General features: G+C 75.8%; 22 protein-coding genes. 4 read left to right on the forward strand and 18 right to left on the reverse strand.

Features of this window, described 5'->3' with window-relative positions; translation table 11 throughout:
• Positions 1 to 7 precede the first annotated feature (7 nt).
• Entirely contained in the window at positions 8 to 898 is an 891-nt protein-coding gene (locus BMW62_RS16005) for a LysR family transcriptional regulator ArgP (protein ID WP_091932738.1), read from the reverse strand.
• Between the two features lie 73 nt (positions 899 to 971).
• Between BMW62_RS16005 and BMW62_RS16010 the strand changes: the two genes are divergently transcribed.
• A complete protein-coding gene (locus BMW62_RS16010) occupies positions 972 to 1,589 on the forward strand; it encodes a LysE/ArgO family amino acid transporter (protein ID WP_091932741.1) in 618 nt (205 codons plus the stop codon).
• A gap of 13 nt (positions 1,590 to 1,602) precedes the next feature.
• Here the strand turns inward: BMW62_RS16010 and BMW62_RS16015 are convergent, their stop codons facing one another.
• The 7 genes from BMW62_RS16015 to ald form a co-directional block, all read right to left on the reverse strand.
• Positions 1,603 to 2,448, reverse strand: coding sequence for a pseudouridine synthase (locus BMW62_RS16015; protein ID WP_091932743.1), 846 nt, complete (start codon positions 2,446 to 2,448; stop codon positions 1,603 to 1,605).
• Positions 2,449 to 2,882: 434 nt separating this feature from the next.
• Complete coding sequence (gene scpB / locus BMW62_RS16020) at positions 2,883 to 3,707, reverse strand: SMC-Scp complex subunit ScpB (protein ID WP_091932746.1); 825 nt, start codon at positions 3,705 to 3,707, stop codon at positions 2,883 to 2,885.
• Positions 3,704 to 4,546, reverse strand: coding sequence for a segregation and condensation protein A (locus tag BMW62_RS16025; protein ID WP_244524083.1), 843 nt, complete (start codon positions 4,544 to 4,546; stop codon positions 3,704 to 3,706). Before BMW62_RS16025 ends, scpB begins: the two co-directional genes overlap by 4 nt.
• 72 nt (positions 4,547 to 4,618) lie before the next feature.
• Entirely contained in the window at positions 4,619 to 5,134 is a 516-nt protein-coding gene (locus BMW62_RS16030; RefSeq protein ID WP_091932752.1) for a hypothetical protein, read from the reverse strand.
• 76 nt (positions 5,135 to 5,210) lie between these two features.
• A complete protein-coding gene (locus tag BMW62_RS16035) occupies positions 5,211 to 6,116 on the reverse strand; it encodes a ParA family protein (protein ID WP_091932755.1) in 906 nt (301 codons plus the stop codon).
• A 210-nt stretch (positions 6,117 to 6,326) separates the two neighbouring features.
• Positions 6,327 to 7,280, reverse strand: a complete 954-nt coding sequence (xerD, locus tag BMW62_RS16040; protein ID WP_348271467.1) for a site-specific tyrosine recombinase XerD — start codon at positions 7,278 to 7,280, stop codon at positions 6,327 to 6,329.
• The gene (gene ald, locus BMW62_RS16045; RefSeq protein ID WP_091932758.1) at positions 7,277 to 8,392 is read right to left on the reverse strand and encodes an alanine dehydrogenase; all 1,116 of its coding nucleotides are present in this window, start codon (positions 8,390 to 8,392) and stop codon (positions 7,277 to 7,279) included. The genes xerD and ald overlap by 4 nt, the downstream gene beginning before the upstream one ends.
• A gap of 243 nt (positions 8,393 to 8,635) precedes the next feature.
• Here ald and BMW62_RS16050 point away from each other — a divergent pair, with 243 nt between their 5' ends.
• Positions 8,636 to 9,241 (forward strand): hypothetical protein, encoded by a 606-nt coding sequence (locus BMW62_RS16050; RefSeq protein ID WP_091932760.1) that lies wholly within the window; start codon positions 8,636 to 8,638, stop codon positions 9,239 to 9,241.
• Positions 9,242 to 9,274: 33 nt separating this feature from the next.
• Here BMW62_RS16050 and BMW62_RS16055 read toward each other — a convergent pair whose 3' ends face one another.
• Entirely contained in the window at positions 9,275 to 9,691 is a 417-nt protein-coding gene (locus BMW62_RS16055) for a VOC family protein (protein WP_091932762.1), read from the reverse strand.
• A gap of 93 nt (positions 9,692 to 9,784) precedes the next feature.
• Here BMW62_RS16055 and BMW62_RS16060 point away from each other — a divergent pair, with 93 nt between their 5' ends.
• Positions 9,785 to 10,735 carry a helix-turn-helix transcriptional regulator gene (locus BMW62_RS16060; RefSeq protein WP_091932765.1) on the forward strand — a complete coding sequence of 317 codons (951 nt, stop codon included), beginning with the start codon at positions 9,785 to 9,787 and terminating at the stop codon, positions 10,733 to 10,735.
• 18 nt (positions 10,736 to 10,753) lie between these two features.
• On the opposite strand, the gene BMW62_RS16065 is transcribed toward BMW62_RS16060, so the two are convergent.
• From BMW62_RS16065 to steA, 8 genes are read right to left on the reverse strand one after another with little or no spacing between them, the layout of a single operon-like run.
• Entirely contained in the window at positions 10,754 to 11,356 is a 603-nt protein-coding gene (locus BMW62_RS16065; protein WP_091932767.1) for an NUDIX domain-containing protein, read from the reverse strand.
• On the reverse strand, positions 11,356 to 13,047 hold the full coding sequence (locus BMW62_RS16070) for a CTP synthase (protein ID WP_091932849.1): 1,692 nt from the start codon (positions 13,045 to 13,047) through the stop codon (positions 11,356 to 11,358). Before BMW62_RS16070 ends, BMW62_RS16065 begins: the two co-directional genes overlap by 1 nt.
• A 19-nt stretch (positions 13,048 to 13,066) precedes the next feature.
• Positions 13,067 to 15,466, reverse strand: a complete 2,400-nt coding sequence (locus tag BMW62_RS16075) for an alkaline phosphatase family protein (protein WP_091932770.1) — start codon at positions 15,464 to 15,466, stop codon at positions 13,067 to 13,069.
• Positions 15,463 to 16,611 (reverse strand): glycosyltransferase family 4 protein, encoded by a 1,149-nt coding sequence (locus BMW62_RS16080; protein ID WP_091932773.1) that lies wholly within the window; start codon positions 16,609 to 16,611, stop codon positions 15,463 to 15,465. Before BMW62_RS16080 ends, BMW62_RS16075 begins: the two co-directional genes overlap by 4 nt.
• A complete protein-coding gene (locus tag BMW62_RS16085) occupies positions 16,604 to 18,226 on the reverse strand; it encodes a murein biosynthesis integral membrane protein MurJ (protein ID WP_091932776.1) in 1,623 nt (540 codons plus the stop codon). The genes BMW62_RS16080 and BMW62_RS16085 overlap by 8 nt, the downstream gene beginning before the upstream one ends.
• Positions 18,223 to 19,062, reverse strand: coding sequence for a hypothetical protein (locus BMW62_RS16090; RefSeq protein WP_091932779.1), 840 nt, complete (start codon positions 19,060 to 19,062; stop codon positions 18,223 to 18,225). Before BMW62_RS16090 ends, BMW62_RS16085 begins: the two co-directional genes overlap by 4 nt.
• Positions 19,059 to 20,006 (reverse strand): copper transporter, encoded by a 948-nt coding sequence (locus tag BMW62_RS16095; protein WP_091932781.1) that lies wholly within the window; start codon positions 20,004 to 20,006, stop codon positions 19,059 to 19,061. Before BMW62_RS16095 ends, BMW62_RS16090 begins: the two co-directional genes overlap by 4 nt.
• Complete coding sequence (steA, locus tag BMW62_RS16100) at positions 20,003 to 21,190, reverse strand: putative cytokinetic ring protein SteA (protein WP_091932784.1); 1,188 nt, start codon at positions 21,188 to 21,190, stop codon at positions 20,003 to 20,005. The genes BMW62_RS16095 and steA overlap by 4 nt, the downstream gene beginning before the upstream one ends.
• A 165-nt stretch (positions 21,191 to 21,355) precedes the next feature.
• Between steA and BMW62_RS16105 the strand changes: the two genes are divergently transcribed.
• On the forward strand, positions 21,356 to 22,180 hold the full coding sequence (locus tag BMW62_RS16105; RefSeq protein WP_091932786.1) for a TetR/AcrR family transcriptional regulator: 825 nt from the start codon (positions 21,356 to 21,358) through the stop codon (positions 22,178 to 22,180).
• A 198-nt stretch (positions 22,181 to 22,378) separates the two neighbouring features.
• On the opposite strand, the gene BMW62_RS16110 is transcribed toward BMW62_RS16105, so the two are convergent.
• On the reverse strand, positions 22,379 to 23,095 hold the full coding sequence (locus tag BMW62_RS16110; protein ID WP_091932789.1) for a class I SAM-dependent methyltransferase: 717 nt from the start codon (positions 23,093 to 23,095) through the stop codon (positions 22,379 to 22,381).
• Positions 23,096 to 23,127 lie beyond the last annotated feature (32 nt).

Genomic DNA, 23,127 nt, shown 5'->3' on the forward strand with positions numbered 1-23,127 from the left:
GGTCCGGTCAGCGCATGCCCCGCAGCCGGGCGCGCGCCGACCGGACCAGGGCGTCGGCCACCCGGTCCAGCGGCTCGGAGTCCAGCCGCCACTGCTGCCAGTGGAGTTCCACGTCGACGGCGCCCGCCGGGTCGAACGGCCGGACGGCGCGGTCCCCGGTCGCTGCGGCCCCGAGCTGGAGCTCCGGCAGCATGCCCCAGCCGAAGCCCAGGGCCACCGCGGTGAGGAAGTCCGCCGACGAGGGCACGTGGTGGACCCGCACGTCCGCCGTCGTCGGCAGGTGGCGGCGCAGGTAGGCGTGCTGCAGGTCGTCGCTCCGGTCGAAGACGACCACCGGCGCCCGCGCCAGGGCCGCGGGGTCGGGCCCGTCCGGAAGCCAGCGGTCGAGGAACCCCGGCGCCGCGCACGGCAGGTAGCGCATGGTGCCCAGCGGGGTCACCCGGCAGCCGGCCACCGGCTCGGCGTCGGAGGTCACCGCTCCCATCACCGTGCCGTCGCGCAGCAGCGCGCTGGTGCGGGTCTGGTCGGTGCTGTGCAGGTCCAGGCGCAGCTCGCCGGCCAGCGGCGCCAGGGCCGGCAGCGCCCAGGTGGCCAGCGAGTCGGCGTTCAGCGCCAGCGGGACGACCGGCGGCCCGGCGCCCTCCGGGTCGAGGGTCCGCCCGGTGTCGGCGACGAGCAGGCCGACCTGGCGGGCCAGGCGCAGCACCGGCTCGCCGGCGGCCGTGACCGCCGCCGGCCGCCCGCGCCGCACCAGCACGCGGCCGGTGGCCTCCTCGAGCGCGCGCAGCCGCTGGGACACCGCCGACGGCGTCACGTGCAGCCGCCGCGCCGCTGCCTCCAGGGTGCCCTCGTCGACCACCGCGACCAGGGTGCGCAGCTGCGCCAGGTCCACGTCCACGGACAGCGATGCTAATGGTGCATGAGAAACATGAGCTGGACTGCTGGTGCGGCCCTGCCTAGCGTGGCTGCACGTGACGACAGGACTGCTGGCCGCGGTGGCCGGGCTGGGGCTGGGGCTCTCGCTGATCGTGGCCATCGGCGCGCAGAACGCCTTCGTGCTGCGGCAGGGGCTGCGCGTCGAGCACGTGTCGGCCGTCGTCGCCGTGTGCGCGGTGTCCGACGCGGTGCTCATCCTCGCCGGGGTCGCGGGCAACTCCTGGCTGAGCGCGCGCCTCCCCGACGCGATCACCGTCGTCCGCCTGGCCGGCGCCGCCTTCCTGCTGGGCTACGCCGTGCTGGCCGCCCGCCGCGCGCTGCGCCCGTCCTCGATCGCCGTCGATGCCGGTGGCCGGCGGACCGGCCTGGCCGCCACGGTCGTCACCTGCCTGGCGCTGACCTGGCTGAACCCGCACGTGTACCTGGACACGGTGCTGCTGCTGGGGTCGGTCGCCGAGAGCCACGGGGACCGGCGGTGGTGGTTCGCCGGGGGCGCCGTCGTCGGCAGCCTCGTCTGGTTCGGCGCGCTCGGGTACGGCGCGCGGCTGCTCCGCCCGCTCTTCGCCCGGCCGGCCGCCTGGCGCGTCCTGGACGCCGGCATCGCCGTCGTGATGGCCGCCCTCGGCCTGGGACTGCTGTCCTCGGCGCTCTGAGCCCGTCGCGGCATCAGAGCCCGACGAGCTCCTCCAGCGCGCCGACCTCCTGGCGGGACAGCTTCCGGATCGAGCCGCTGCGCATGCGCTGCAGCTGCACCGGGCCGACGGCGGTGCGGGTCAGCCGCGACACCGGCAGCCCGACGTGGGCGAGCAGCCGGCGGACGATGTGCTTGCGCCCCTCGTGCAGCACCACCTCGACCACGGATTGGCCGGCGTGGGTGTCGACCACCGTGAACGAGTCGACCGTCACCGGGCCGTCCTCGAGCTCCACCCCGGCGCGCAGCCGGCGGTGCATGTCCCGGGGCACCGAGCCGGAGACCTGCGCCAGGTAGGTCTTGCGCACGCCGAAGGAGGGGTGCGCCAGCCGGTGGGCCAGCTCGCCGTCGTTGGTGACCAGCAGCAGGCCCTCGGTGTCCTGGTCGAGGCGGCCGACGTGCACCAGACCGGGGGCCAGGTCGCCCACCATGTCACCGATGGTCGGGCGGTTGCGGTCGTCGCTCATCGCGGTGATGACCCCGGCGGGCTTGTTGATCGCGTAGGTGACGCGGTCGTCGCGGATCTCCAGGCGGGCGCCGTCGACCGCGATCCTGTCCTGGAGGGGGTCGACCCGCATGCCCTGCACGCGCACCTGCTCGCCGTTCACGCTGATCCGGCCGGCCTCGATCATCTCCTCGACGACCCGGCGCGACGCGACGCCGGCCCGCGCCAGCACCTTCTGCAGCCGCTCCCCCTGCCGCTCGCCCGGCTCGTCGGGGGCGGGCCGGTCACCGGGGTGCGCCGGGGCCAGCTCCATGTCCTCCGACCAGCCCTCGCCGGCCGCGGTGGTGCTCTCGTCGTTCGGGGTCGGCGTGTTCATCGCCGACCAGTGTCCCATCCCGCGGTGGCGGGGCCCGCCCGCCCGCGGGCATCCCGCCGGGCGCCCCCGTTCCCCGCGGCCCCGCCGTCGGCAGCGCCCGGCGCGGGCGGCGGCTGCAGCGGTCTCGCGGCGGACGGCGCCGGGCCCGGCACAGGCGGCGGCGGAGAGCCAGCGCCCGGCGCAGACGGCGGGCGATGTCCCCCTGCCGGACATCCCGGGCACTGGAATGCCCGCCAGGGGGACAACGCTCCGAAACCCGTTCGGGCGTCCGCGTGCCCGTCGGCGGGGACGAGCGCCCGACCGGTGCAGACGAGGGGTGGTGTCCCCCTGCCGGACATCCCGGGGACTCGAACACCCGCCAGGGGGACAGCGCTCCCGCGACGTTCCAGGCGCAGGGGTGCCCACCAGGGCGGCACTGCTCCCGGGGCCGTCACTCAGGCGTCGGGGTGCTCCTCGAGGAAGGTCGCCGTCTCCGGCAGCAGCGGCGCGAGCTCGGGCAGCTCGGCGAGGCTGGCCAGCCCGAGCCGTTCCAGGAACAGCGGCGTGGTCGCGTACAGCCCGCCGCCGCTGTCGGGGTCGCTGCCCACCTCCCGCACCAGGCCGCGCCCGATCAGCGTCCGCATGACGCCGTCGACCCCGACGCCGCGGATCGCCGACACCCGGGCCCGGGTGACCGGCTGCCGGTAGGCGATGACGGCCAAGGTCTCCAGCGCGGCCTGGGTGAGCCTGCTGCGCTGCCCCTCGCCGAGGTACCGCTCGACGACGCCGGCGTGGTCCTCCCGGGTGTAGAGCCGCCACCCCTCCCCCACCCGGCGCAGCGCGATGCCCGCCGAGCGCTCGTCGTAGCCCGCGGCCAGCTCCGCGAGCCCCTGCCGCACCTGCTCGGGCGGGCAGCGCAGCGCCGCGGCCAGCGTCTCCTCGTCGACCGGGTCGTCGACCACGAACAGCAGGGCCTCCAGGCCGCCGCGCAGCTCCACGGGGTCCAGCAGCACGGCGGGCTCGGGCTCCGGGGCCGGCTCCGGTTCCGGCGCGGGCTCGGCGACGGCGGCGGCGACGTCCTCGACGGGCACCGCCGGCACCGGCTGCTCCTCGACGGGCCGCTCCGCCACGCGGGCGGCCAGCTCCGCCGCCACGGCGTCCCACGCGGTGGGGTCGGCGTCCCCGCGCTCGGCCGCCTGCTCGCGGGTGGCGGCCAGCTCGGCGGCGAGCGCCTCCCAGGAGATCGGGGCGGGGTCCTGGCCGGCACGGTCGTCGGTCACCGGTACTCCTCGTCGGCGTCGGGGGCCGGGGCGCCGGCCGGGTCGGGGACGGACTCGCCGGTCCACCGCACGTGCAGCTCGCCGAGCGGCGTCAGCTGCTCGAAGACCACCCGCTGCTGGCGGTACAGCTCGAGCAGCGCGAGGAAGCGGGCCACCACCTCGAGGGTGTGGCCGCAGTCGGCGGTGAGCGCCCGGAAGCTCGCCGTCCCCGACCGCACCAGGTGGTTGCGCACCAGCAGCAGCTGCTCGGAGACGCTGACCGGCGGCGCGTGCAGGTGGGCGACGCTGACCGTCTCGGGGGCCTTGGGGGCGAGGGCGCGGGCGGCGAGGGCGGCGAACTGCTCCGGCGTGACGTCCAGCAGCACCTCGGGGACGAGCTCGGCGAACCGCGGTTCCAGCGCCGCCTCGCGCGGGAAGCGGCGGACGGCGTCGGCCTCGCGCTCGCGCAGGAACGCCGCGGCCTGCTTGTAGGCCTTGTACTGCAGCAGCCGGGCGAACAGCAGGTCGCGCGCCTCGAGCAGCTCCAGGTCGTCCTCGTCGTCGACCTCCGCCGCCGGCAGCAGGCGGGCCGCCTTGAGGTCCAGCAGCGTGGAGGCGACGACGAGGAACTCGCTGGCCTGGTCGAGGTCCAGCTCGTCGCCGAGCGCCCGCAGGTGGGCGATGAACTCGTCGGTGACCTGCGACAGCGCGATCTCGGTGACGTCGAGCTTGTGCTTGCCGATCAGCTGCAGCAGGAGGTCGAACGGGCCCTCGAAGTTGGTCAGCCGCACGGTGAAACGGGCAGGAGCGGCCCCGCCGGCCTGGTCGGCCGGCGGAACGGCTCCGGTGCTCCCGCTCACGGACGCCGAGGGTAAGGCCCCCGTGCAGGGGTCCGCCGCGAGCATGCGAGCGGTGGGCGGCAGGGGGTCCTCCTACTTCTCCTTGAGCCGGCGGACCAGGATCGCGTCCTCGCCGCGCTCGGCCAGGTCGGCGAGCAGCACCGACACCGCCTCGCGGACGATGCGACCCCGGTCGGCGGCCAGCCCGTGGTGGGCACGCAGCGTCAGCCGCGCGGATTCCAGGGCCAGCAGCTCGTCCGCGGAGATGTAGACGGTGATCTTCTCGTCGTGCTTGGTCCGGTCCGTGCGGCGGGCCGGCCGGCCGCGGGTGGCGACCCGGGGCTGCAGCACCGGGGCCGGCGCGGGCTCGGCCGGGCCCGCCCGGAACGAGGCCAGGTCGTCGTCCGCGGGCGGGGCGCCGCCCGGTACGAGGGTGAGCGACGCGGCCGCCTCGGCGGCGGACTCCCCCACCCGGCGGGCGGCGCTGCGCAGCGCCGGCGAGCTCGCCGGGGTGGGCAGGCTGGGCAGCTCGGTGACCTCGGGCACCGAGGCGGTGTCGGTGCGGCGGAACAGCTCCGAGGCACCGGGCAGGACGGGCCTCCGCGTCATGCCGACACCTCCTCGCTGGCGCTCGTCGGCAGCATGACCCGAGTCGCTGCGCCCATGCGTGATCTCGCACGCTCGATCACAGTGCCAGCACCTCCTTGGCGAGGTCGCGGTACGCCGAGGCGCCCGTCGACGTGGGTGCCCACGTGGTGATCGGCTGGCCGGCGACGGTGGTCTCCGGGAACCGCACGGTGCGCTGGATGACGGTCCGGAACACGGTGTCGCCGAACGCCTCGACGACGCGGCTGAACACCTCCCGGCAGTGCACGGTCCGGGAGTCGTACATGGTCGCGAGGATGCCGTTGATCTCCAGCGACGGGTTGAGCCGCTCCTTGACCTTGTCGATCGTGTCGACGAGCAGGGCCACCCCGCGCAGGGAGAAGAACTCGCACTCCAGCGGGATCACCACGCCCTGGGCGGCGGTGAGCGCGTTGACCGTGAGCAGGCCGAGCGAGGGCTGGCAGTCGATGAGGATGTAGTCGTACTCGTCGACGACGTCGGCCAGCACGCGCAGCAGCGTCTGCTCCCGCGCGACCTCGCTGACCAGCTGCACCTCGGCCGCGGAGAGGTCGATGTTGCTCGGCACCAGGTCCAGGCCCGGGATGTCGGTGGCCACCCGCACGTCGCGCAGGCTGGTCTGCCGCTCCATGAGGGCGTTGTAGATCGTCCGGTCCAGGTTCTGGGCCGGCACGCCCAGCCCCACCGACAGCGCCCCCTGCGGGTCGAGGTCGACGAGCAGCACCTTGCGGCCGAACTCCACCAGCGCAGCACCGAGGTTGATGGTGGACGTCGTCTTGCCGACCCCCCCCTTCTGGTTGCACATCGCGATGACGCGGGCGGGCCCGTGCTCGGTCAGGGGCTTGGGGTCCGGGAGGCGCCGCTGGCGCGCCCGGGCCGGGTCCTGTCGCAGCGCGGCCGCCCCCATCTCGGGGTCGGTGTCGTGCGGGCGCGCGACGGCAGAGGCCGCGTCCGCTCGGATCGCCATGGGTTGTCGCCTCCAGCTCGGTGCCCGTCCGGACGTTCCGGGTGCGGCCAGCCGTCCTGTCCGCTCGGGTGATGAGGACGCTAGGGAGATGGAGGAAGGTTCCCAAGGCGGCACGCCGTCGACGTGTCGACATGGCGACGAATGCCAACCAGTGTGACCGCTCAAGCCGAGCCAGACGCAACCACTGACAAACTGAGCGGGCTCCGGATGTCAGGTCAGCGCGCGCGGGTGGCTGGTCGCGTAGACCTCGCGCAGACGCTCCACAGTGACCAGCGTGTAGACCTGGGTGGTCGTCACCGAGGCGTGGCCGAGCAGTTCCTGCACCACGCGCACGTCGGCGCCGCCGTCGAGCAGGTGGGTGGCGAAGCAGTGCCGCAGGGTGTGCGGCGAGATCTCCCCGTTCAGCCCGGCGCGTTCGGCCGCCGTCCGGAGGATCGACCAGGCGCTCTGCCGGGACAGCGGGCCGCCGCGCACGTTGAGGAAGAGCGCGCCGCCCCGCACCCCCGCGCGGCCGTTCGCGGCCAGCGCCGGCCGCGCCCGCACGAGGTACTCCTCGACGGCCCGCAGGGCGTAGCTGCCGACCGGGACGACGCGCTCCTTGCCGCCCTTGCCCGCCAGCCGCACGGTGCTCTGCCCGCGGTCGAGGTCGTCGACGGCCAGCCCGACCGCTTCGGAGATGCGGGCCCCGGTGCCGTACAGCACCTCCAGCAGCGCCCGGTCGCGCAGCCCGCGCGGCCCCTCCAGCGAGCCGGCCGCCTCGATCAGCGCGACGACCGACTCCACCGGCACCGCCTTGGGCAGGCGCCGCGCCGGGGTGGGCGGCCGCACCTCGTGGGCGACGTCATCGGGCACCAGGCCGTCCAGGAGCGCGAACCGGTGCAGCCCGCGCACCGCCACCACCGCGCGGGCGGCCGAGGTCGCCGACAGCGGCGGGTGGTCGTCGTCGCCCCGGCGCAGCGCGGCGAGGAAACCGGCGACGTCGGACTCCGCCACCTCCCGCACGCCGCGGACCCCGGCCGCCGCCAGGTACTCGCAGTAGCGGCGGAGGTCGCGGCGGTAGGAGGCGATGGTGTTGGCCGCCAGCCCCCGTTCCACGGTGAGGTGGTCCAGGTAGCCGGTGACGACCCGGTCGACGTCGGGGCCTGCGGACAGCGTGCTGGTCAGCGGAGCACCTCCTGGAGCGGGACCGCGGCCATGCCGTGGGCCTCGGCGACCTCGGGCAGCACGACGCTGCCCGAGACGACGTTCACCCCGTGGGCGAGCGCCGGGTCGCGGTCGACGGCGGCGGCCGTGCCCTCGGCGGCCAGCGCCATGACGTAGGGCAGCGTGACGTTGGTGAGCGCGTGCGTGGAGGTGTTGGGCACCGCGCCGGGCATGTTGGCCACGCAGTAGAAGACCGACCCGTGCACGCGGAAGGTCGGGTCGTCGTGCGTGGTCGGCCGGGTGTCCTCGAAGCAGCCGCCCTGGTCGACGGCGATGTCCACCAGCACCGACCCCGGCTTCATCCGGGACACCAGCTCGTTGCTGACCAGCACGGGCGCCTTGGCCCCGGCCACCAGCACGGCGCCGATCACCAGGTCGGCGTCCAGCACGGCGCGCTCGACCTCGTAGGCGTTGGAGGCCACGGTCTGCAGGTGCCCCTGGTAGATCCGGTCGGCAGCCCGCAGCTTGTCGATGTCGCGGTCCATGACGACGACCTCGGCCTGCATGCCGAGGGCGATCGCCGCCGCGTTCATGCCCGAGACGCCGGCGCCGATCACCACGACCTTGGCGGCGTAGACCCCGGAGACCCCGCCGAGCAGCACCCCGCGCCCGCCGTGCGCCCGCTCCAGGCAGTGCGCGCCCACCTGCGGCGCCATCCGCCCGGCCACCTCCGACATGGGGGCCAGCAGGGGCAGCGTGCCGTCGGCCTTCTGCACGGTCTCGTAGGCGATCGCCGTCGTCCCGGAGGTGACCAGCGCGTCGGTGCACTCCTTGGACGCCGCCAGGTGCAGGTAGGTGAACAGCGTCTGGTCGGCGCGGAGGCGGCCGTACTCCTCGGCGATCGGCTCCTTGACCTTCAGCAGCAGGTCGGCGTCGGCCCACACGTCGTCGGCCTCGGCGACGATGCGGGCACCGGCGGCGGTGAAGTCGGCGTCGGGGATGGAGGAGCCCTCCCCCGCGCCCTGCTCCACCAGCACCTCGTGCCCGGCGCGCGTCAGCTCCGTCACGCCGGCCGGCGTGAGCGCCACCCGGTACTCCCGGTTCTTGACCTCTCGGGGAACTCCGACCCGCATCGCTGGCTCTCCTGGTCCCGGCGGCCGCTCCCGAGGGTGACGGGCCGGCCCACCACGTCGTGGACCGCCCGGTCGGGGCGGGCCTCGCCGCGGAGTGTAGGCACGCCATCCCCTCCCGTCCCGGGCCGGAAGCCGTTTCGTGACCCTCCATCCCCGCCGTCGCGACCGGCGCCGGGCTGCCGTGACCGGCCGACCGGCCGACGATGGCGGGGCCCGCCCGCCCCTCCCGGAGGACGCCACCCCATGCGCTTCTACGCCGAGCACCCCGCCCTCCGGGCGCGCCAGTTGGCCGCCGACCTGGGTTTCCTGGCGTGGACGGTGGTCTGGGTGCTGGTGGCCCGGGCCGCGCACGGCGCCGTCCTGCTGCTCGCCGGCCCGGGCCGGGCGGTCGAGGACCTCGGCCGGTCGGTCGCCGGCTCCATGGACTCGGCTGCGTCGGCGGCCGAGGGCGTGCCGCTGGTCGGTGGGGAGCTGGCCGCGCCGTTCGACGCCCTCTCGGGTGCGAGCGGCTCGGTGCGGGGCGCCGGGCAGTCGGCGCAGGACGCCGTCGGCACGCTGGCGACGATCCTCGCCGTCGTCCTCGTCCTGCTGCCCGTGGGCTGGATGCTGCTGCGCTGGCTGCCCTGGCGGCTTCGCTACGCCCGCGAGGCCGGCGCGACCCGCACCCTGCTGGCGGGCACGCCGGACCTCCACGTCCTCGCCGCCCGGGCGCTGGCGAACGCACCGCTCCCCCGGCTCGCCGCGCTGCCGGCCGGCACGGGGGCGGCCTGGCAGGCGGGGGACCCGGCCGCAGTGCGCGCCCTGGCCGCCGTGGAGCTCGACCGGCTCGGCCTCCGGCTGCCGGGCTGACCGGCGCGCGACCGGGCTCCACCACGCGATCCGTCACGCCGAGGGGCGGCCCTCGACCATGTCGAGGTAGTGCCGGTTGGCCATCACACCGAGCACGTTCCCGAAGGGGTCGACCACCGATGCGGTGACGTAGCCGGGGCCCCGCTCGATCGGCTCCTGGTGCACCGTCGCGCCCAGGGACAGCAACCGCTCGAAGGCGGCCCGGGCGTCGTCGACGGCCCAGTAGACGACCACGCCGCCGCCGGCCGGACCCGGCGCCGCAGGCGCGTACCGGCGGTCGAGGATCCCGAGTTCGGCCTGCAGGTCGCCGAGCCGGAACTCGACGTAGGCCGGCGGCCCCTCTTCGGGACGCACGAAGTACGGCTCGGCGCCGGCGACCTCGGCGTACCAGCGCACAGCGGCCGGGACGTCGTCGGCGAAGTAGGTGACGGTGGTGAGGCCTCGCAGCATCGGGATGTCCTCTCTCGGATCGGTCGTGCACCCATGCTCGGCCCTAAAGTGCTCACCTAGTGAGCACTTCCGACGACGGAGATCGGAGGTCCCGTGCGCGCTGACCGCCTGGTCGCCGTGCTGCTGCTGATGCAGGCACGGGGACGGGTGACCGCGGCCGAGCTGGCGCGGGAGCTCGAGGTCTCCGTGGCGACCGCCCGCCGCGATCTCGAGGCCCTCTCCACCGCCGGTATCCCGGTGTACCCGCAGCCCGGACGGGGCGGGGGCTGGTCGCTGGTCGGCGGCGCCCGGACCGACCTCACCGGCCTCTCGGCGCGGGAGGCCCGCGCCCTGTTCCTCCTCGTCGGGCCGGCGGCCCCGGTCTCCGACGAGGCGCGGACGGCGCTGCGCAAGCTGGTCGGGGCGCTGCCGCAGACCTTCCGCGCCGACGCGGAGACGGCCGCACGGGCGACGATGAGCGACCCCACGCGGTGGGGTGAGCGGGACCGTGCGCGCCCCGCCGTCGTCGACCTGCTGCAGACCGCCGTCGTCGGCCGGGAGAAGGTCCGCCTGACCTACGTGGACGGCGCCCGGCGGCGGTCGGAGCGGCTGGTCGACCCGTGGGGCCTCGTCGACAAGGACGAGGTCTGGTACCTGGTCGCGGGGACCGACCGCGGGCAGCGCACCTTCCGGGTGGACCGCATCGACCACGCCGAGCCGACCGGCGAGCCGGCCGAGCGACCCGACGACTTCGCCCTCGCGACGGCCTGGCGGGAGGTCGTCGGCGAGGTGGAGCAGCGGCGCTCTCGCACCTGGGCGACCGTGCTGGTCGACGCCCGCCACGTCCGGATCCTGCAGGACCAGTTCGGCCGGCACTGCGCGACCGACGGGGAGCACGGGGACGGGCGGGTGCGCGTCCGCCTGGCCGCCCCGACCGCGTTGGACATCGCCCGGACGCTCGCCGGCTGGGGCGCCGACGTCGAGGTCCTCGAGCCGGCGCCGGTCCGCGCCGAGCTGACGCGGATCGGTGCCGAGCTCACCGGCCGATACGCCGGCCCGCGGTGAACGGGAACCCCCGGCGCGTCAGCCGGCGTCGGCGGGGCGCAGCCGCGGGCCGGCGGCCCGCACCTGGGCGGCGGCCAGCAGCCCGACGACGGCCGCGACGTTGCGGATGCCGCCGTCGAACACCCGCTGGACCGCGTCGGCCAGCGGCACCCGCTCCACGGTCATGTCCAGCTCCTCGTGCTCCACGGTGAAGCCCTCGGGGCGGTCGACGCCGGTGAGCTCCTCGGCCAGGTACACCAGCACCTGCTCGTCGCAGAAACCGGGCGAGCTGTAGTGCGTCGTCAGCAGCGACCAGCGGGCCGCCGAGAGCCGCACCTCCTCGGCGAGCTCCCGCTTGGCCGTCTCCAGCGGCGGCTCGCCGTCGGCGTCCCGCAGCCCGGCCGGCAGCTCCCACAGGTAGCCGCCGACAGGGTGCCGGTACTGCCGCAGGAGGACGACCTCCTCGGCGTCGGTGAGGGCCACGACCGCCACCGCCCCCGGGTGGTGGACCACCTCGCGGACGCTGTCCCCGCCGCCCGGCATCGCCACGGTGTCCTTGACCAGGCTGATGACCCGGCCCTCGTACACCGGCTCGGAGGCCAGGACGTGGTACTCGTGGGCGTCCGGCTCCCCTGCGCCCATCAGATGCCGACCTTCTCCGCCTCGTCGACCGGCACCGGGAGCCGCGCGGACTCCTGGTACTCCACGGCGGCCCGCACGAACGCCGCGAACAGCGGGTGCGGCCGGGTGGGGCGGCTCTTCAGCTCCGGGTGGGCCTGGGTGCCGACGAAGAACGGGTGCGCCTCGCGGGGCAGCTCGGCGAACTCCACCAGCGTGCCGTCGGGCGAGGTGCCGGAGAAGACCAGGCCGGCCTCGGTGAGGCGGTCGCGGTAGGCGTTGGCGACCTCGTACCGGTGCCGGTGCCGCTCAGTGATCTCGGTCAATCCGTACGCGGCGGCCACCACCGAGCCGTGCTGCAGGCTGGCCGGGTAGCTGCCCAGGCGCATGGTCCCGCCCATGTCGCCCCGGCCCGCGACGACGTCGAGCTGGGTGGCCATGGTGGAGATGACCGGGTCCGGGGTCTCGGGGTCGAACTCGGTGGAGTTCGCGCCCGCGATGCCGGCCAGGTTGCGGGCGGTCTCGATGACCATGCACTGCAGCCCCAGGCACAGCCCCAGGGTCGGGATGCCGTTGGTGCGGGTGTGCCGGATGGCACCGAGCTTGCCCTCGATGCCGCGCACCCCGAAGCCGCCGGGGATGCAGACGCCGTCGACGCCGGCCAGCGCCTTCTCCGCGCCCTCGGGCGTCTCGCAGTCGTCCGAGGGCACCCAGCGGATCTGCACCCGGCTGCGGTGGGCGAAACCGCCCGCGCGCAGCGCCTCGGTGACCGACAGGTAGGCATCGGGCAGGTCGATGTACTTGCCGACGAGCGCGATCGTGACGGTCTGCTTGGGCGCGTGGACCCGGTCGAGCAGGTCGCCCCACACCGTCCAGTCGACGTCGCGGAAGGGCAGGCCCAGCCGGCGGACGACGTAGGCGTCCAGGCCCTCGCGGTGCAGCACCTTCGGGATGTCGTAGATCGACGGCGCGTCGGGGCAGGAGATGACCCCCTCGGCGTCGGTGTCGCACATCAGGCTGATCTTGCGCTTGAGGCCCTCGTTGATGTCCCGGTCCGACCGGCACACCAGCGCGTCGGGCTGGATGCCGATGCTGCGCAGGGCGGCGACCGAGTGCTGCGTCGGCTTGGTCTTCAGCTCGCCCGAGGGGGCGATGAACGGGATCAGCGAGATGTGCAGGAAGAAGCAGTTGTCCCGGCCGATCTCGTGGCGCACCTGCCGGGCGGCCTCGAGGAAGGGCAGCGACTCGATGTCGCCGACGGTGCCGCCGATCTCGGTGATGACGACGTCCACCCGCTCGGCGGAGTCGGCGCCGGCGAGGATGCGCGCCTTGATCTCGTTGGTGATGTGCGGGATGACCTGCACGGTGTCGCCGAGGTACTCCCCGCGCCGCTCCTTGGCGATCACGTCGGAGTAGACCTGCCCGGTCGTGACGTTCGCCCGGCCGGAGAGGTCGGTGTCGAGGAAGCGCTCGTAGTGACCGATGTCCAGGTCGGTCTCCGCGCCGTCCTCGGTGACGAACACCTCGCCGTGCTGGAACGGGTTCATCGTGCCCGGATCCACGTTGAGGTAGGGGTCGAGCTTCTGCATCGTGACGCGGAGGCCACGGCTGGCCAGCAACGTGCCGAGCGAGCTGGCGGTCAGCCCCTTGCCGAGCGAGGAGACGACCCCGCCGGTGACGAAGACGAACTTCGTCGGCTGGTTGTTGTGGAGCAGGAGGCTGCTACCCGAGTGATCACGTGTTCCCGACGGTCGATCCACGGGAGACGACCGTAACACGGTCGGGGCCGTCGGCCCGGCCGGAGTGCGGAGCGCCACCCGCGGACTCGCCCGCCCCGGTGGAGCCGGGGTCCGGCCCGACCGCCAGCCACACCAGCAGCGGCACCAGCAGGGCCGCCGCGGTCGCGGGCAGGGCGACGCCGGAGTCGTTGACCACCGCCCCGATCGTCAGGCTCAGCGCGACCGACACCAGCGCGGCGCGCAGCACGGCGGCGTCCTCGAGCGGCAGGCCGGCCGGGCCCCGCGGTGCGCGCCCCGGCCCCGCCGGCACGCTGCGCAGCGGACCGCCGGGCCGCAGCAGCCAGACGGCGGCGACCAGCGCGACCGGCAGCATCCAGGCCAGCGGGCTGCCCAGGAGGATGCCGATGTTGGCCTGCGCCTTCCGGCTGACGACGGTCCACGCCTCACCGGTGAGCACCTGCTCGACGAACCTGCCCAGGTGGGTGCGCTCCGTCGGCGGGCGGATCCAGTCCAGCACCGCGACCGTGCTGACGGCGACCACCGCCGCGGCGAGGATCGCCCCGAGCCGGACGACGGTGACCCGCACGCGCGCGAGCAGCATCGCCAGCAGCAGGAACCCGGGCAGGGCCGCGAGGACACCGCCGAAGTCGCGGCCCAGCGGCGGGGCCCCGATGACGGCGACGGTCAGCAGCCCGGCCCCCAGCACCACGGCGGCGGTGCGGCGGCGTGCCCGCCCGGCCGGGAACCGGCGCCCGGCGGTCGCGGCCAGCGCCGCGGTGACGGTCAGCGCGCTCACCGACAGCAGCCCGAAGGTGAGGTTCCCGTAGCCGGTGAACCGCCCGGCGACGATCGCGTCGTACCCCAGCGGCCCGTTCAGCTCGAGCGCCGAGCCGGTGAGCACGTCACCGACGAGGGTGACCAGGGTGAGGGCGAGGACCGCCAGCGCGGGGCCGAGCCGGCGCCGCCGCCAGGGGCCCAGGGCGGCGACCGCGAGCACTCCCAGGTCGGCGACGACCACGGCGGTGACCAGGGCGGCCAGCGGCGCCGGGGCCCGCTCCCACGGCACCGCCCCCGCCAGGAAGGTGGCCACGGGCAGCGCGGCGGCGGCGAGGCAGAGCAGGCGCAGCGCCCGCCGGATCGGCGGCCAGCTGCCCGGGCGGGCGCCCCGCCGTCCGCTGCCCACCACCAGCACGCCCAGCCCGACGACGGCCGCGCCGACGACCACGAAGGTCCAGAAGAAGACCCCGGTGTTGCGGTAGTGGGTGATCGCCGCGACGTTGACCCGCTCCAGCTCGGCCACGGCCTCGGGCAGCGGCGGCCGCTCCCCCGTGCTGCGCCACGGCTGGCCGTTCATCGACGCCGGCGGGTCGAGGCCCAGTGCGCGCAGCACGGTCGGGGCGACGTCGATGAGCTGCACGAACGGCACCCGGCCCGTGCTCGCCGAGGTCAGCCAGCCCACGTCGAACCCGGGCCCCGCGGCCATGCCGACGTGCAGCTGCGGCCGGCCGTCGTTGACCTCCGAGATGCCGGCCAGCAGGAGCAGGGTGTCGCCGGGCAGCGCGTCGAGGCCCGCGCGCAGCCGGCCCAGCGCGTCGTCGATCCGGGTCAGCGCGGAGGCCCGCGGCTCGGGCCGGGTGCCGTCGTCGGTCGGCTCGGCACCGGGCGCGCCGGCGTCGGCGAGCTGGTCGAGGGAGACCAGGGTCAGCGGGCAGGCGGTCAGCAGCTCCACCAGCTCGGCGGGGTCCGCCGGCAGCGCGGGCACCGTGGTGAGGGGCACCCCGTCCGCGGCCACCGCCAGGGCGGCGGCCCGGCCGGACACCGAGGCGCAGCCGACGGCCTCGCCCAGCGCGCCGGGCTCCGCGCCGAAGCGCACGGTGCCCTCGTCCTCGGCGGTCCGGGCGACGGTGGCCTGCGGGTCGCCCAGCGCCACCGCCGCCACCCGCTCCTGGAGACCGCAGCGGGTGAGGGAGGTGTCCAGCCGGGGTTCCTCGGGCGCCTCCTCCTCGGGAGCAGTGTCCCCGCCGGGGGCCTCGGGGTCGGGCAGGGTGGGCAGGGGCACCGGGGGCAGCCCCTCGTCGGTGCCCGGGAACCGGGCCCGGTTGCCGGCCCCCAGCGTGGCCCAGCCGTCCAGCAGGCAGCTGGTGGAGCGGGCGGCGCGCACCGACGTCGCCCCGATCGCCGACTCCTCCGCCAGCGCCCACAGCTGCGGCGTCGACGCGGGGTCCACGTCGGCCCAGGTGAGCCCCGGCACTCCCACGACGACGACGCGGTCGGCGGCGTGACCCTCCGCACCGGCCGCCGCCCCCGCGGTGGACGGGAGACCGACCAGCAGCAGCAGGACCAGGGCCACGAGCGCCGCTGCGCAGCGGCTCCCCCGCGCGGCCGGCCCGCTCATGTCGCCGGCCGGGCCGGTGGCGTGCCGAGCAGCTCCCGGTAGATCCCGACCAGCTGCGCGGCGGTGCCCGCCTCGTCGGGCCAGCCGGCGGCCTGCCGCAGCCCGGCCGCGACGAGGTCCGCGGCGTGCGCGCTGTCGCAGAGCACCCGCACCACGGCCTCGGCGAAGGCCACGGCGTCCCCGACCGGGACGAGCTCGGCGGCGTCGCCGAGCAGCTCCGGCAGCCCGCCGGTGCGGGTGGCCACCAGGGGCACCCCGGCGCGGAGGGCCTCCTGCGCGGTGAGCGACCGCGCCTCCCAGCGCGAGGGGAGCACGCAGAGATCGGCGGCGCCCAGCAGGTCGGCGACGTCGTCCCGGCGGCCCAGCAGCGTGACCGGCAGCGCCTCGGCGCGGATGCGCCGGGCCAGCTCGTCGTGCAGCGGCCCGTCGCCGGCGACGACGACGGAGGGCACCGGGCGCACTCGCTCGTCGGCCGACCAGCGGGCGACCGCGTCGAGCAGGACGTCGTAGCCCTTCTGCGGGTGCAGGCGGCCCACGGCGACGACCAGCGCACGGTCGTCGTCGAGGCCGAGGCCGGCGCGGACCTCCGCCGGGGCGCGCGTGGCCGCGGACAGCGGCGGCGCGGAGACCGGTGCCACCCGCACGTCGCGGGCGCCCAGCCGCCGGGCGTTCTCGGCGAGGTCGGCCGAGGCGGCGAGGACCACGTCGGCGGCGCGCACGGTGGCCCGCTCGGCGCGCTCCAGCACCCGGCGCCGCAGCCCCCCGCCCTCGGGGAGGGCGTTGTGCAGGGTGAGGACCAGCGGCACCGAGCCGCCGGCGAGCCGGCGCGCCGCCGCGGCGACCAGCCCGGCGCGCAGGCCGTGGGCGTGCACCAGGTCGCTGCCGGTCAGCGCGCGGCGGAGCGCCTGCACGGCGCGGGCGTCCGCGGCCGGGGCCAGCCCGGCGGAGATCTCCACGGGGGCGAACCGGGCGCCGCGGCCGGTGAAGTCGAACAGCGCGTCCGTGGCGGCCGGGCCGCAGACCGCGACGTCGGCGCCCGATGCCCGCAGCGGCGCCACGAGGGAGCGGACGTGGGTGCCCACGCCTCCGGTGCTGGTGGCCAGCACCTCGGTGATGCAGCGGTCCCGCAGGGGCGTCTCAGCCACTGCGCACCTCCTGCTCGCCCGTCGACCGCAACTCCCGGAGCGCCCCCACCAGCTGCGCCCGGGCCGTGCCCATCATGACGGCCAGCGCCACGACCAGCACGGCGCCCCCGACGACGACGCCGGCGCCCAGCGCGGCCAACACCCCGTCGGGCACGGGGTCCGCACCGAGGACGCGAGCCAGCCACAGCCCTGCCCCGCCCGCCAGGACCGCCGCCCCCACCGCGGCCGGGCCGCCCCGGGACAGCCCGTGCAGCGCCGGCCGGCCCGCCACCCGCAGCACCACCACCACCAGCCCGGCACCGGCGACGGTCACCCCGAGCGTGTGGCCGAGGGCCAGCGCCGCCGCCCGGTCCGCCGAGGGCAGCGCCGCGGCCAGGACGACGTCGGCGGCGACGGCGAGCAGCCAGCCGCCGAGGACGCACACGGTCGGTGCCTTCCACAGCCCGCGGGCGTAGAGCGCACGGGTGAGGACGGCCACCAGCGCATAGCCGAGCAGGCCGGGCGCGAAGGCCACCACCGTGTCCCGCAGCGCCGCCACCTCGCGATCGGTGCCGCCGGCGAAGAACACCCGCGCCACCGGGCCGGCCGCGGCGACCAGCGCCGCGGTGGCGACGGCGGAGGCGGCGACGGTGAGCAGGACGACCGGCGCCAGCGCGCGGCGGTAGCCGGTCTCGTCACCGACCTCGGCGCGCTCGGCCAGACCGGGGTAGGCGGAGGTGGCCAGGGGCACGGCGAGCGCCGCCCACGGCAGGAGGAAGACGGTCAGGCCGGCGACGTACACGACCTGGGTCCCTTCGGGCGCCCCGCTGTTGGCCAGCCGGATGGCGACCGCGGCCACCAGCTGCTGGCCGGCGAGGGTGAGGACGCCGGCGAGGGCGAGCCGGCGGACCCGCGGGGCGGCGCCGACCGGGAAGCGCAACGCCGGTCGCAGCCCCAGCCGCAGCCCCCGCAGCGGCACGAGAAGGCTCAGGCTGAGCGCCACCACGCCGAGCGTCGTCCCCACGCCGAGCACGAGCTCGGCGGGCGTGGACAACCCCGCCACCTCCTGCCCGCCGCCCATGGCGGCGAACGCCAGGTAGGCCGCCGCCACGACGACGCTGGACAGCAGCGGCGCGAGCGCCGGGCCGGCGAAGCGCCGGTGGGCCTGCAGCACGCCGGTGAGGACGATGCCGATGCCGTAGAGGACCACCTGCGGCGCGAAGACCAGCAGGAAGCGGGCGGCGAGCTCCACCTGCTCGGGGTCCTCCGCGCCGAGCAGCAGCCGCGCGATCGGCTCGGCCAGCAACGCCACCAGCACCGCCAGGGGCACGAGCAGCAGCAGGGTCCAGCCGAGCAGGGCCGACGCCGTGCGCCGCACCTGCTCGCGGTCCCCGGCGGCGATGCCGCCGGCGAGCATGGGGACGACGAGGCTGGCCAGCGCACCGCCGGCGACGACCTCGAAGACGATGTTCGGCACGTTGTTGGCCGCGAGGTAGGTGTCGCCGGTGCTGCCGGGGCCGACCGTGTTGGTGAAGACCAGCGTGCGGCCGAACCCGCCCAGCCGGGACAGGACGGTGAGCACCGCGATCAGCGCGGCGGCACCGGCCACCCCGCGGGCCACCTGCCGCCCGGTCACGAGGGACGGCGGCCGAGGCGGTCCAGTTCGCGCAGGCCCGGCGTGGCCTCGATGACGCGGGTGAAGCTGACCCGCTCGCTGGCGAGGGTGAGGCCGCTGACCGCGACCAGCGCGCCGGCCCGGACCGCGCGCGAGCCGACGGCGGCGAGCCGCAGCCCCAGCAGCGCGCCGAGGGCGTTGGCCCCGCTGTCACCGAGCATGACCCGCTCGCCGAGATCCTCGGGCAGCACCGCGAGAGTTGCCCCGAGCGGCCCGGCGGCCAGCCTCCCGGCGGGCCCGCCGAGGCCGGCGGCTGCGGCCAGGACGCCCACCTTGGCCGCGCGCCCCGGCCGCAGGTCGAGCAGGTTGAGCAGGTTCGCCGTCCCGGCCACGAGACCGGTGGTGAGCACGCCGTCGACGAGCGCACCGGCGCCGCGGCCGCTCCCGCGGGTCAGCAGGGCCGCCGTCGCGGCGGCGGCCCCGATCCCGGCGACCTTCACCGCGCCGGCGGACACCCGGCCCTCCCGCAGCGCCCGCAGGTGACCGGCGAGCCCCTTGTCCCGGGCCTGCTCCGGCCGGGCGCCGGCGAGGTCGTCGTAGCCGCCGACGAGGCCGGACGCGGCACCGACCACCACCGCGGCGGCCCGGGTGCCGGGTGGAGCACCGAGCGCGGCGGACGCCGTCGCAGCGGCCGCGAGCGCCGGCCCGCCGAGGAGGCTGACCGGGCGGCCGGCGTAGTTGGTGCGCCGCCACGGCTCACCGGCGGGGCGGGCCGCCAACCGGGCGGCCACCGACAGGGCGCCGCGGGCCGCCCCGGCTCCGGCGACGGCGAGCAGCGCGGTGCGCCCCGCGCTCACTGGGCGGCGGCGGGCAGCGGCGGCACCGGCTGGGTGTCCTCGCCGGTCCCGTACATGCCCGAGGTGCCCTGCGACTCCTGCCCGAGCGCGAGCACGGTGCTGATCCGGCCGACGACGGTGCCGACGTTGTCGACCGTGGAGATGGCGGAGGCGAGCGCCGGGTCCGCGCGCACGGCGCCGATCAGCCCGTTGGGGCGGGCCGACGGGGCGTCGCCGGCGATCACCGCGCCCCGGCCCTGCTGGTCCAGGGCGCTGGCCAGCGCGATCAGGGCGGCGTTGCGGGCGTCGGCGTCGTCACCGGTGAACCCGCTGCCGGTGAGCAGCACTGCGTGGTCGGCGGGCGTGACCGAGGCGCCCTCGGGGACGAGCACGTCCAGGGAGGCCAGGCCGGCCAGCACGGAGGAGACCGCGGCGGTGTCGGGCGCCGGCCCGTCCGGCGGGATCATGAGCACCTGCGCCAGCAGCGAGCCCACCAGGACGCCGGTGTCACCGCTCTCGGGCAGCTGCAGGCCGGCCGGCCGTCCCGGGCCGGTCACGAAGCTCTGCAGCGCGGCCCCGGTGGCCGGGTCGGTGTACTCCGGCTGGAGCCGCACCACACCGCTGACCGACCCGCCCGCCTCGCCGATGAGGGCGGTGACCGCTTCGACCGTCTCGGGGGTGACGGTGTCGTTGGTCGGGACGAGGAGCACCGAGCGGTCGGTGAGCGTGCCCTGGACCAGCGCGTCGTCCACGGCCTCCTCGAACTCCGCGGAGGTGTCCAGCTGCGCCTCGAGCTCCTGCGTGCGGTCCTCGAGGTCCCGCTTGTCCTGCTCGAGGTCGGCCACCTGGTTCTCGATGTCGGCGAGGATCGGCTCGTTGAGCGCCGTCGTCCCGATGACGATGCCCAGGGCGACCGCGAGGAAGACCGCGATCAGAGAAACCAGGTGGTAACGGAAGTCGATCACGCGAAGAGGTTCTCCAGCCAGAACATGAAGCTGTTCCATTGGTCGAGCAGCAGGTCCAGGTAGACGCGCCCGGCCGCGGACAGGGCCAGCGCCGACCCGATCGCGACGAAGGCGGCGATCACCAGGACCACGAGTGCGGTCGTCGAGATGCGGCTGCGGTAGAGCCGGCTGACGCCCTTGGCGTCGACCAGCTTGCCGCCCAGCCGCAGGCGGGTGAGGAACGTCGACGCCATGCCCCCGCGCCCCTTGTCCAGGAACTCCACGAGCGTGGCGTGCGTGCCGACGGCGACGATGAGCGTGGCGCCCTTCTCGTCGGCCAGGAGCATCGCGATGTCCTCGCTGGTGGCGGCCGCGGGGAAGGTGATGGCGTCGACGCCGAGATCCTGCACGCGGGCCAGCCCGGGGGCGCGGCCGTCGGCGTAGGCGTGCACGACCACCTCGGCGCCGGAGCGCAGCACGTCGTCGCTGACCGAGTCCATGTCGCCGATGATCATGTCCGGCGAGTAGCCCGCCTCGACCAGCGCGTCGGCGCCGCCGTCCACGCCGATGAGGACCGGGCGGTAGTCGCGGATGTAGGAGCGGAGGGCGTGCAGGTCCTCCTTGTAGTCGTAGCCGCGGACGACCACGAGCACGTGCCGGCCCTCGATCGTCGTCGTCACGTCCGGGACGCCGACGCCGTCGAGCAGGAGCGCGCGCTCGCGCTTCATGTACTCCATGGTGTTGGCGGCGAACGCCTCCAACTGCACCGAGAGGCCGGCCTTCGCGTCGGCCATCGCGGCGGCGACGGTGTCGGCGTCGTGCTCGGTGCCCTCCGCGAGGACCGTGCCCTCGGCGTCGAGCAGGCGGCCGTCCTCGACGCGGACCCCGGCGCCTTCCTTGACCTTCGCGAAGACGTCCTTGCCGACGTCGTCGAGCAGGGGGATGCCGGCGTTGATCAGGATCTCCGGGCCCAGGTTCGGGTAGCGGCCGGAGATGCTGGGCGCGGCGTTGACCACGGCGGCGACCTTGCAGCCCACCAGCGCGTCGGCGCTCACGCGGTCGATGTCGACGTGGTCGATGACGGCGATGTCGCCGGGGCGCAACCGCTTCGTCAGGTTCTTGGTGCGCCGGTCCAGGCGGACGGTGCCGGCGGTGCCGGGACCCGCCTCCTGAGCCCGGCCGCGGCGAACGGTGCCGATGCGCATGACATCGCATGCTGCCACGATCGGCGGTCGGGCCGATCCTCCGACGCGCCTCGGCAACCCCCTGGTCACGCAACGTGTCCGACACCACCTCCGCCCGACACGCCGGGCGCGCCGGGTCGGCCGCTTGCGCGGAACCGTTACCGAGTCGTGACTAGCGTTGCGCGTGTGACTGGAGTGGCCGGAGCCCTGACGACCGCAGCGTCCCTCCCGCAGGTCGAGGAGAGCGCTCCCGCGCCTGCCGGTGCGGCGGTGATCCGGGCCGTGCCGGCGCCCGAGCCGGTCGCGCCGCCCGCTCCCCCGCGGGGGCAACCCGCCGAGGGGGACGCCGAGGACCGGCCCCGCGGTCGCCGGAAGCCGCGGGGACAGGGCATCCGCGAGCACCGCCGGCAGCAGACCCGGGCGCGCATCGTCGACGCCGCCACGGACCTGTTCGACGCGCGGGGGTTCGACGCGGTCAGCGTGGTGGAGATCGCCCAGCGCGCCGGTGTGGTGGAGAAGACCGTCTTCAACCACTTCCCGGTCAAGGAGGGGCTCGTCTTCGACGCCGACCCGCCGATGCGCGCGGCTCTGCTGGACGCGGTGCGCCGGCGGCCGGCCGGTGAGTCGGTGGCCGCGGCCGCCGGGAGCTTCGTCGTCGCCGCGGTGAGCCTGCTGGGCACGCCCGAGGCCGCCGACGGGGTGGCCCGCATGGCGCGGGTGATCCGGGGCAGCCGCACGCTGCAGGTGCGCGAGCGGGAGATCCTGGGCGAGCTCACCACCTCGCTGGCCGACCTTATCGCCGAGGAGACCGCGGCGCGGCCGGGCCAGATCGAGCCGTGGCTGGCCGCGCACGCCGTGCTGGGCCTGTACGCCTCGTTGCTGGAGCTCGCGCGCGACCGGGTCCTCGCCGGGGTGAGCGGCCCCGAGCTGGCGGCCGAGCTGCGCCACCAGGGCCGGCGCGGCCTGGCCCTGCTGCAGTTCGGCCTCGCCGGCTACGCCAAGCGGAGGTGACCACCCCTCCGAGCGGGGGCCCGGAGGGCCTCCCGAGGAGGGGTGGGGAGCCGCCCCGCGAGGCGGCCCGCCGAGCGGGGCCCGAAGGGTCCCCGAGAAGGGCCGGAAACGGCTCAGCGCAACCGGAGCACGGCACCTGGCCGCGGTGTGATCCGGAGGATCACCATGTCATCGCACGGCTCCTGGCCGCGGTCCAGATCACGGAGTGATCTGCAAAGAACGCAGCAACTGGTCGCCGCGGTCGCCGGGGAGCGCCTGGTCGCGGGTGAACAGCGCGATGGCGACCATGTAGCCGTCGTCGCCGGCCCAGCCGTGCCCGTCCGCGCAGAGCCGGCGGATGTGCTCGCGGACCTTGGGCTCGCTGCTGTAGGGGCCGTAGTCCAGCCCCATGGCCAGGAAGTTGGCCACCCGGTAGCCGAGCTCCTCGGCCGTGCGCACCGTCGTCTCGGGGTCGGAGTAGCTGGCGACGGCGGTGATCACGTCGGTGTAGCCGACCTTGAGCAGCTGCAGCACCAGGTCGTTGCCGCGCACCCCGCCCCACAGCTCGGGCATCAGGATGTCGCGGTCGGGCGCGGGGATGTACGGCGGGTTGGAGATCACGGTCCGGGCCGGGCTGCCTCCCGCGGAGTCGGCCTGGTCGAAGAAGTCGCCGAGCTCGACGGTGTACCGCTCGGCGACGCCCCGCCCAGCGATGTTGGCGCGGGCCTGCTCCACCGACGGGGCGCTGATGTCGTAGCTGCGCACCCGGAGGCAGGGCAGCGCGCGGACGACGTCGGAGACGGCCGTGGCGTCACCGGTCCCGAGTTCGTCGACCCCCTCCTCGGCCCATCCGAGCTGGTCCCGGTACTGGCTGAGCAGCATGCACACCGAGAAGCCGTAGTGCGCGGACTCGTCGGTCGAGGAGAAGCACGTCACCGACGCGCCCTACCCCGGTGGGTGGCGCGGCA

The sequence above is a fragment of the Blastococcus sp. DSM 46786 genome (genome assembly GCF_900109665.1).
GTDB lineage: Bacteria > Actinomycetota > Actinomycetes > Mycobacteriales > Geodermatophilaceae > Blastococcus > Blastococcus carthaginiensis.

What these genes read in the sequence shown, in the direction of transcription:
- BMW62_RS16015 (WP_091932743.1), bottom strand. Translation starts at nt 2,448, where the DNA reads ATGAACACGCCGACCCCGAACGACGAGAGCACCACCGCGGCCGGCGAG.
- BMW62_RS16030 (WP_091932752.1), bottom strand. Translation starts at nt 5,134, where the DNA reads ATGACGCGGAGGCCCGTCCTGCCCGGTGCCTCGGAGCTGTTCCGCCGC.
- BMW62_RS16035 (WP_091932755.1), bottom strand. Translation starts at nt 6,116, where the DNA reads ATGGCGATCCGAGCGGACGCGGCCTCTGCCGTCGCGCGCCCGCACGAC.
- ald (WP_091932758.1), bottom strand. Translation starts at nt 8,392, where the DNA reads ATGCGGGTCGGAGTTCCCCGAGAGGTCAAGAACCGGGAGTACCGGGTG.
- BMW62_RS16050 (WP_091932760.1), top strand. Translation starts at nt 8,636, where the DNA reads ATGCGCTTCTACGCCGAGCACCCCGCCCTCCGGGCGCGCCAGTTGGCC.
- BMW62_RS16055 (WP_091932762.1), bottom strand. Translation starts at nt 9,691, where the DNA reads ATGCTGCGAGGCCTCACCACCGTCACCTACTTCGCCGACGACGTCCCG.
- BMW62_RS16065 (WP_091932767.1), bottom strand. Translation starts at nt 11,356, where the DNA reads ATGGGCGCAGGGGAGCCGGACGCCCACGAGTACCACGTCCTGGCCTCC.
- BMW62_RS16075 (WP_091932770.1), bottom strand. Translation starts at nt 15,466, where the DNA reads ATGAGCGGGCCGGCCGCGCGGGGGAGCCGCTGCGCAGCGGCGCTCGTG.
- steA (WP_091932784.1), bottom strand. Translation starts at nt 21,190, where the DNA reads ATGCGCATCGGCACCGTTCGCCGCGGCCGGGCTCAGGAGGCGGGTCCC.